Below are 8,311 nucleotides of genomic sequence, written 5' to 3' on the forward strand. Positions count from 1 at the left end.
GGGCGGAACCTTGCTCAGCCGCTTTTTCATCGAACGGCCGATCTTCGCCTGGGTCATCGCCATCGGCATCATGATGGCGGGCCTGGGCGCGATGCTGACCCTGCCTATCGCCCAATATCCGGACATCGCTCCCCCGTCCGTCAACATCAGCGCCAACTATCCCGGCGCTGCGGCCGAAACCGTGGAGACCAGCGTCACCCAGGTGATCGAGCAGCAGCTCACCGGCATAGACGGCCTCATGTACTTCTCCTCCTCGTCGACGGCCAACGGCCAGGCGCGGATCACCGTCACCTTCAAGAAGGGCACCGATCCCGACACCGCGCAGGTGCAGGTGCAGAACAAGGTGCAGCAGGCGCTGAGCCGGCTGCCCAACGCCGTGCAGCAGCAGGGACTGACCGTCACCAAGTCGCAGACCGACTTCCTGATGGTCGTCGGCCTCTACGACAGGACGGACGCGGCGTCGCAGGCCGACATCTCCGACTATCTGGTCAATCATTTCCAGGATGCCATCGCCCGCGTGGACGGCGTCGGTTCATCCCAGATCTTCGGATCGCAATATGCGATGCGCGTCTGGCTGGACCCCTACAGGCTCGCCACCGTCAAGCTGATGCCGTCCGACGTGCAAAGCGCCATCGCGGCCCAGAATGTCGAGGTGTCGGCGGGCCAGATCGGCGCCGATCCCGCGCCGGAGGGGCAGCAGCTCAACGCCACCGTCACCGCCCGCGCCCGGCTGCAAACGCCCGAGCAGTTCCGCAACATCATCGTCAAGACGCAGAGCGACGGATCGGTCGTCCACCTGTCCGACGTGGCGCGGGTCGAACTGGGCAATGAAAGCTACACTTCCTCTGCGCGGCTGAACGGCCATCCCGCCTCCGGCATGGCGCTGCAGCTCGCGCCCGGCGCCGACGCGCTCAAGACCGCCGAATTGGTCAAGGCCAGGGTGGAGGAACTGTCGGCCGACCTGCCGCATGGCTATACCGTCACCTATCCGCGCGACACCACGCCCTTCATCAAGCTGTCGGTGGAGGAAGTGGTCCAGACGCTGATCGAGGCGGTCGGGCTGGTCGTGGTGGTGATGTTCGTCTTCCTGCAAAGCTGGCGCGCGACGCTGGTGCCCGCCATCGCCGTGCCGGTGGTGCTGCTCGGCACTTTCGGCGTGCTGGCGCTGTTCGGCTATTCGATCAACACGCTGACGCTGTTCGGCATGGTGCTGGCCATCGGCCTGCTGGTCGACGACGCCATCGTCGTGGTCGAGAATGTCGAACGCATCATGGAGGAGGAAGGGCTTTCCCCGCGGGACGCCACGATCAAGTCGATGGAGGAGATCGGCAGCGCCCTGATCGGCATCGCCCTGGTCCTGTCCGCCGTGCTGCTGCCCATGGCCTTTTTCGGCGGGTCGACGGGCGTCATCTACCGGCAATTCTCCATCACCATCGTCTCCTCCATGCTGCTGTCGGTGGTGGTGGCGCTGATCCTTTCGCCCGCGCTCTGCGCGACGATCCTGAAGCCGGTTTCGCATGAGCATCGCGACCGCGGCTGGACCGGCAGGTTCAACCGCTGGTTCGGTCGCGTCACCGATGGCTATATGACGCGGCTGAACGGCTTTATCGGCCGCCGCACCCTCTTCTGGATCGGCTATGCGGCGATGCTCGGCCTGCTCTGGCTGCTGTTCGTGCGCCTGCCTACCAGCTTCCTGCCGGTGGAGGACCAGGGCCAGGTGATGGTCCAGGTCACCTTGCCCGCCGGCGCCAAATCATCGCGCACCAGCGCCGCCGTCGACCAGATCCAAAATTATTTCACCAATGACGAGAAGGACAATGTCGACTTCATCTTCGTGACCCAGGGTTTCAGCTTCGCCGGACAGGGGGAAAATACCGCGCAGGGCTTCGTCAGCCTCGCGCCTTGGGACAAGCGCAAGGGCGCGGCCAACGGCGCGACCATGATAGCGAACCGCGCCACGAAGCAACTCGCCGCGATCCGCGACGCCAAGGCGCTGGCGACGACGCCGCCCTCTATTCGCGGACTGGGCCAGTCCAACGGCTTCACCTTCGAACTGCTGAATACCGGCGGCCTCAGCCGCGAACGCTTCCTCGAAATGCGCAACCGGCTCATGAAGGCGGCGACCGGCAGTCCGAAACTGGCGGGCGTGCGCGCCGCCACGCTGGAGGACACGCCGCAGCTCAAGGTCGACATCGACTCCGAGAAGCTCGCGGTCCTGGGCCTCACCCAAAACAGCGTCGACAATGTGCTGAGCGCCGCCTGGGGCAGCACCTATATCAACGATTTCGTCGACCGCGGCCGGGTGAAGCGCGTCTATATGCAGGCCGACGCGCCCTTCCGCGCCTTGCCTACCGATCTCGACAACTGGCAGGTGCGCTCCGCCGCGACCGGGGAAATGGTCCCCTTCTCCGCCTTCGCCACCACCCATTGGGCGATGGGGCCGACCACCGTGTCGCGCTACAACGGCCAGTCCGCCTATGAAATCCAGGGGCAGGCCGCTCCGGGCTCCAGCTCGGGCGAGGCGATGGACGAGATGGTCAGGCTGCAAAAACAGCTTCCCCCCGGCACCGGCTATGCCTGGAGCGGCCTTTCCTATCAGGAGCAGCTATCCGGCGGGCAGGCGCCGCTGCTCTACGGCCTGTCGGTGCTGGTCGTGTTCCTCTGCCTCGCCGCACTCTACGAAAGCTGGTCGATCCCGCTCGCCGTGCTGCTGGTGATTCCGCTCGGCCTGATCGGCGCGGTGCTGGCGGTGACGCTGCGGGGCCTGGAAAACAACATTTATTTCCAGGTCGGCCTGCTCACCACCATGGGCCTCGCCGCCAAGAACGCGATCCTGATCGTCGAATTCGCGGAGCTGGCCTACCTCCAGGGCAAGGACGCGATGTCCGCCGCGCTGGAGGCCGCCCGCCTGCGCTTCCGCCCGATCCTGATGACCTCGCTGGCCTTCATCGCGGGCGTCATCCCGCTCGCCATCGCGAGCGGCGCGGGCGCGCAGAGCCGCGTCGCCATCGGCACGGCGGTGGTCGGCGGCATGCTGACCGCGACCGTGCTCGCCATCTTCTACGTCCCCCTCTTCTTCCTGACGATCGTGCGCATCTTCAACCGCAAGAACCCGCCCTCCCCCACCGCCCCCGCTGCGCAGGTTCCGGCATGAGGCGCGCCCTGTGCGCCCTCGCTTCGGCGGCTGCCCTGTCGGGTTGCAACATGGCGCCGACCTATGTCCGGCCCGCCGCCCCGGTGCCCGCCAGCCTCCCCAGCGGCCCGGCCTATGCGCCTGCGACGGCGACGGAAAAACCCGGCCTGCCCTGGACCGCGCTGATCGGCGATGCCGGCCTGAAGACAGTGATCGGGCGAGCGCTCGACAATAATCGCGACCTGCGCGCCGCCCTCGCCAATGTGGAGGCCGCCCGCGCCCTTTACCGGGTGCAGCGCGCCGAACGGCTGCCCGCCGTCACGGGCGAGGCGGCAGCCAGCTTTACCCGGCGGAACGACGCCCGCCAGAACAGCTACAGCGCCGACATCGGCTTCAGCGCGTTCGAGATCGACCTGTTCGGCCGGGTGAAGAATCTGACCCGGTCGGCGCTGGAATCCTATCTGGCGACCGAGGAAGGGGCGCGGGCCACCCGCATCGCCCTGATCGCGGAAACGGCCACGGCCTATGCGACCTTGGCCGCCGATCAGGATTATCTGGACCTTTCCCGCCGGACATTGGCCAATGCCGAACGCACGCTCGCCCTCACCCGGTCGCTGAACGGCGCGGGATTGATCGGCAAGCTGGACGTCCACCAGGCCGAAACCACGGTGGAACAGGCGCGCAGCGACATTGCCGCGAACCTCACCCAGGTGGCGCAGGACCGGAATGCGCTGGACCTGCTGGTCGGCGCGCCGGTCGAAGATGCGCTGCTGCCCCGGTCGTTGCAGGAACTCACCGCCGACGTTGCGAAGGTGCCGGCGGGCCTTTCCTCCGACGTGCTGCTCCAGCGGCCGGACGTGCTGCAGGCGGAACATCAACTGAAGGCCGCCAATGCCGACATCGGCGCGGCGCGGGCCGCGATGTTCCCGAGGATCAGCCTGACCGCGGCCATCGGCGTAGCCAGTTCGGCCCTGTCGTCGCTTTTCACGGGCGACGGCTTCGCCTGGTCGGCGGCGCCCTCCGCCGGCATGCCGATCTTCGGGGGCGCGGCCAGAGGCAATCTGTCCTACAGCAAGGCGCAGCGCGACCTCAGCCTCGCCCGATATGAAAAGGCGATCCAGACTGCCTTTCAGGAGGTGTCCGACGCGCTCGCCCGCGAAGGCACGATAGACGAGCAGCAGGCCGCGCAGCAGCGGCTGGTCCTCGCCAGCCAGCGGAGCTACAAGCTGGCCGAGGAACGCTATCGCGCCGGCATAGACACTTTCCTCAACAGCCTGACCAGCCAGAGAAGCCTTTACAATGCGCAGCAGAGCGCGATCGCGACGAACCTGGCGATGATCAGGAACCGCATCCTGCTCTACCGGGTCATCGGGGCGGATTTCCGGGAAGGGTGATCGCCATGGCCGGCAAACCCGCGCTGCCTGTCCTTAACCCTTCAACCGCAGCGGCAACCCCGCCGCCATCAACATGACATCCTCGCACAGGGCCGCCATCTGCTGGTTCAGCCACCCCGCCTCGTCCCGGAACCGCCGGGCCAGAGCGTTGTCCGGCACGATGCCCAGGCCCACTTCATTGCTCACCAGCACGACAGGAACGGGACAGGCCCTCAACGCCTCCGCCAGAACGGCCCTGGCCCCGGCCAGGTCCGCATCGGCAAGCATCAGATTCGTCAGCCACAGCGTCAGGCAATCGACCAGGATCGCCTCCGCCCGACAGGCCGCTTCGGACAGGGCGGCGGGCAGGTCCATGGGCGCGTCGATGGTCAGCCAGCGGCTTCCACGCTCGATCCGGTGCCGCGCTATCCGCTCCTTCATCTCAGCGTCGAACGCCTGCGCGGTCGCGATATAGGCCAGGCTCCCGTTCCCTACAGCCTCGCAGCGTTCCTGCGCATAGCGGCTCTTGCCGGACCGGCATCCGCCCAGCACCAGCATTCTCTTCATCCGATACCCTCCCAGATTGCGGCGAGGCCCCACAGCAGCAGGCAGGCGCACACATAGATGCGCAGCGCCGCCTTCATCGCGCGGACGTCCGCTTCCCCGCCCGTCCCGATCCATGGCTTGTCGTGCAGCACGCCGTCATAGCGGATCGGCCCCGCCAGCCGGATGCCGAGCGCGCCGGCCATCGCGGCCTCCGGCCATCCCGCATTGGGCGAGGCATGCTTCCGGCGATCCCGCCGCAGCACGGCCCATCCGCCACCCCCGGCGACGCACAGGATCAGGCCGGAGAGCCGCGCCGGCACCCAGTTCAAGAGATCGTCGAAGCGCGCCGCCGCCCAGCCGAAATCGGTGTAGGGCGCCTCCTTGTGCCCGATCATGCTGTCGGCGGTGTTGACCGCCTTATAGGCCCATATGCCCGGCAGGCCGAGCAGCAGCAGCCAGAACAACGGCGCCACGACGCCATCGCAGAAGCTTTCGGCCAGACTTTCTATGCCGGCCCGCGCAACGCCCGCTTCATCCAGCGCGGCCGTGTCGCGGCCGACGATTCGGGCCACCGCCTGCCGCGCCGCATCCATTTCCTCCTTCGCCAGTGCGCGAACCACCGGCGCGACATGGACATAGAGGCTGTTCTGCGCCAGCGCCGGCCAGGCGGCGAGCGCCAGCCATAGCCAGGCCGTGCCCCCGCCCCAGCGGCGGATCGCCCATTCCAGGGCCAGACCAACGCCCCCGCCCACGCCCAGCAACAGCAACAGCAGGGCAAGTCCCGTCCATCGGCGCACGCGGCCGCTCCACGCCTCCCGGTTCCATCGCCGTTCCGCCGCGCCGATGATCCGGGCGAAACCGCCGACCGGATGGCCGATCCGGGCGTGCAGCCAACCCGGCCAGCCAAGCGCCGCATCCAGCATCAGCGCCGCCAGGGCCGCCGGCTCACCCATCGGCCAATGCCCGGTCGAGGCAGGCGAGCGCCGCCGCATCGGCAGGCAGGCCAATCCGCAGCCAGCGCCGGTCCTCCTCGAAGGGGCGCGTCAGGATGGAACGCCGGGCCAGCCTGTCGAACAGGGTCCAGCCATCCTCCGCCTCCACCAGGCGGAACAGCGGGCATTCGCCCCGCGCCGCCAACCCATGGCGCGCCAGCACGCCATCCAGTTGCGCCGCTCGCTCCCCCAGCGCCGTCACTGTCGCGTCGATCCACCTCCGGTCGCGATAGGCAGCGCCGCCGAACGCGATGGCTGCCGCGGAAACCGGCCATTCCCCCAGCATCCGCCGCGCCCGCGCGACGACCTCTCGCGGCCCAAGCAGAAAGCCCAACCTGACGCCGGCCAGCCCGAAGAATTTGCCGAAGGACCGCAACAGGATCAGCCGCCGCCCGTCACCCACTTCGCCCGCCAGGCTGCATGAAGGAACAGCGTCGGCATAGGCTTCGTCGACGATCAGCCATCCTCCGCCCTCTTCCAGCCCGGCCAGCCATTGCAGCAGGCGCGCAGGCGGCAGGATGCGGCCGTCGGGATTATTTGGGTTGGCCAGCAGCAGGGCCACCGCTTCGCGAGGCGGTTCTTCCCCATCGGGCAACGGGGCCCCTTGCGCGAAAATCTCCGCATGGGTGCGATAGCTGGGGACGAGCCAGCGAGCGGGCATGTCCAGCATCCGCCCCACCAGCCGCAATCCCGCCTCGCTGCCCGGCAGGGTGCAAAGATGGTCGGGATCTACCCCGAAACAGGCGGCGGCCGCCGCCTCCATCGCCGCCAGATCGCGCGGATCGGGCAAATGCCGCCAGTCGACGGCCAGATGATCGGCCCCCGGCCATGGGAAGGGGCTGATTCCGGTCGAAAGGTCGATCCACTCCTTCCCGCCATAGACGGCGCGGGCTTCCGCCAGGCGGCCGCCATGCCAGGCGAAACCGCTCATCGCGCCGCCACCATCGCCAGCAGCAGGGCGCTCTCCAGCAATTCGATGCCGGCGCCATGCCCATCCCCGGAGATGCCGCCGATCCGGGACCGCAGCCAAAGGCCCCAAAGCGGGATCAACGGGACCGCCGCGAAAAGGGCGGGCGCCCGATAACTCGCCGCCAGAGCCAGCATCGACCAGAGGATAAACGCCTCCGCCCGCCATCCGGCCCGAAAACGGCTCGCCAGTCCCTCGTGGAGCGGGGGCAGCCAGCGCGTCCAGAATAAAGGCCCGATGCGCGCCACCATCGCCACGGCCGCCAGCATCCATGGCGAAAAACTCTCCAGCCACAGCCGCAACAGCACCAGCTTGGCCAGCAATTGCAGACCGATGGCGACCACGCCGAAGCTGCCGACATGCGGATCGGCGAGGACGGCGGACAGGCGCGTCCGGTCGCCATGCGCCGCCCCCGCCGCATCCGCTATGTCGCCCAATCCGTCGAGATGCAGCGCCCCGGTCACGGCCACCCAGGCAAGCAGGCCGAAAAGAGCGCCCGCCCAGGGGTCGATCCGCATGCCCAGCCCGGCTCCGCCCGCGACCGCCAGGCCGACGGCGATGCCCGTTGCGGGCAGCCAGCGGACGGCGGCGGCGAAATCCCGCTCATCGACATGCTGCGCGGGCAAAGGCAGGCGCGTCATCAATTGCAGGGCCAGCACCAGCCTCTTCATGCGATCAGGCCCGTAATCTGCCCCGACGGTCCTTCGGGCCAGATCCGCAGACTCAGCACCGCGCCATAAGGCAGGTCCACCGCCCAGCCGCGCCGCGCGTCGAAGCCGCACAGCACAGACAGCGCCGCCCGGATCGCCCCGGCATGGCAGACCACCAGAACCGGCTCGCCCAGCGCGGCCAGCCCGTCCCCGATCCGATTGCATAGGTCGGTCCAGCTTTCACCCCCAGGCGGGGGAAATCCGTCCGGATCGTCCCAGAAGCGGGCAATATCCTCCGCCGGAAGGCGCGCCGGGTTGGCGCCCTCCCAATCCCCGAAATGCAGTTCCCGCCAGCGCGGGTCGACGCCCAACTCCACGTCCCGCTCCGCCGCGATCGCCGCGCCCGGCGTCCGCGCCCTGGCGAGGTCGGACGTCACCACTCGCGCGAAATCCAGATGCCGCGCCCGATCGACGCAGAGGGCGATCCCCTCCGCCTCCGGCGGAGCGTCCAGATGGCCGAGCAACCGTCCGGCAAGCTGCGGCGCGCCATGGCGCATCAGGTGGAGCGGAAAGGCATTCACAGCGCGCCGGCCACGGCCGCTTCGGCAAAGCTCGCCATGCCCCCATGCGCGGCCAGGGCGGATCGCACG

7 protein-coding genes are annotated in these 8,311 nt (G+C 68.4%); 2 read left to right on the forward strand and 5 right to left on the reverse strand.

Translation table 11 applies throughout. The features are described from left to right. Positions 1 to 10 precede the first annotated feature (10 nt). Both L286_RS37425 and L286_RS37430 read left to right on the forward strand, forming a co-directional pair. On the forward strand, positions 11 to 3,154 hold the full coding sequence (locus tag L286_RS37425; RefSeq protein WP_021223578.1) for an efflux RND transporter permease subunit: 3,144 nt from the start codon (positions 11 to 13) through the stop codon (positions 3,152 to 3,154). Beyond that, positions 3,151 to 4,527, forward strand: a complete 1,377-nt coding sequence (locus tag L286_RS37430) for an efflux transporter outer membrane subunit (protein ID WP_025160551.1) — start codon at positions 3,151 to 3,153, stop codon at positions 4,525 to 4,527. Before L286_RS37425 ends, L286_RS37430 begins: the two co-directional genes overlap by 4 nt. Positions 4,528 to 4,560: 33 nt before the next feature. On the opposite strand, the gene cobU is transcribed toward L286_RS37430, so the two are convergent. The 5 genes from cobU to L286_RS37455 are packed head-to-tail and all read right to left on the reverse strand — an operon-like array spanning position 4,561 to position 8,242. After that, positions 4,561 to 5,064 carry a bifunctional adenosylcobinamide kinase/adenosylcobinamide-phosphate guanylyltransferase gene (gene cobU / locus L286_RS37435; RefSeq protein WP_020819524.1) on the reverse strand — a complete coding sequence of 168 codons (504 nt, stop codon included), beginning with the start codon at positions 5,062 to 5,064 and terminating at the stop codon, positions 4,561 to 4,563. Positions 5,065 to 5,069: 5 nt separating this feature from the next. Next, the gene (cbiB, locus tag L286_RS37440; protein WP_021223579.1) at positions 5,070 to 6,005 is read right to left on the reverse strand and encodes an adenosylcobinamide-phosphate synthase CbiB; all 936 of its coding nucleotides are present in this window, start codon (positions 6,003 to 6,005) and stop codon (positions 5,070 to 5,072) included. Further along, on the reverse strand, positions 5,998 to 6,975 hold the full coding sequence (locus L286_RS37445) for an aminotransferase class I/II-fold pyridoxal phosphate-dependent enzyme (protein WP_021223580.1): 978 nt from the start codon (positions 6,973 to 6,975) through the stop codon (positions 5,998 to 6,000). Before L286_RS37445 ends, cbiB begins: the two co-directional genes overlap by 8 nt. Continuing rightward, positions 6,972 to 7,682, reverse strand: coding sequence for an adenosylcobinamide-GDP ribazoletransferase (locus L286_RS37450; protein ID WP_021223581.1), 711 nt, complete (start codon positions 7,680 to 7,682; stop codon positions 6,972 to 6,974). Before L286_RS37450 ends, L286_RS37445 begins: the two co-directional genes overlap by 4 nt. Further along, positions 7,679 to 8,242, reverse strand: a complete 564-nt coding sequence (locus tag L286_RS37455) for a histidine phosphatase family protein (protein ID WP_021223582.1) — start codon at positions 8,240 to 8,242, stop codon at positions 7,679 to 7,681. Before L286_RS37455 ends, L286_RS37450 begins: the two co-directional genes overlap by 4 nt. Positions 8,243 to 8,311: the final 69 nt, after the last annotated feature.

This window comes from Sphingobium sp. HDIP04 (assembly GCF_000445085.1).
Taxonomy (GTDB): domain Bacteria; phylum Pseudomonadota; class Alphaproteobacteria; order Sphingomonadales; family Sphingomonadaceae; genus Sphingobium; species Sphingobium indicum.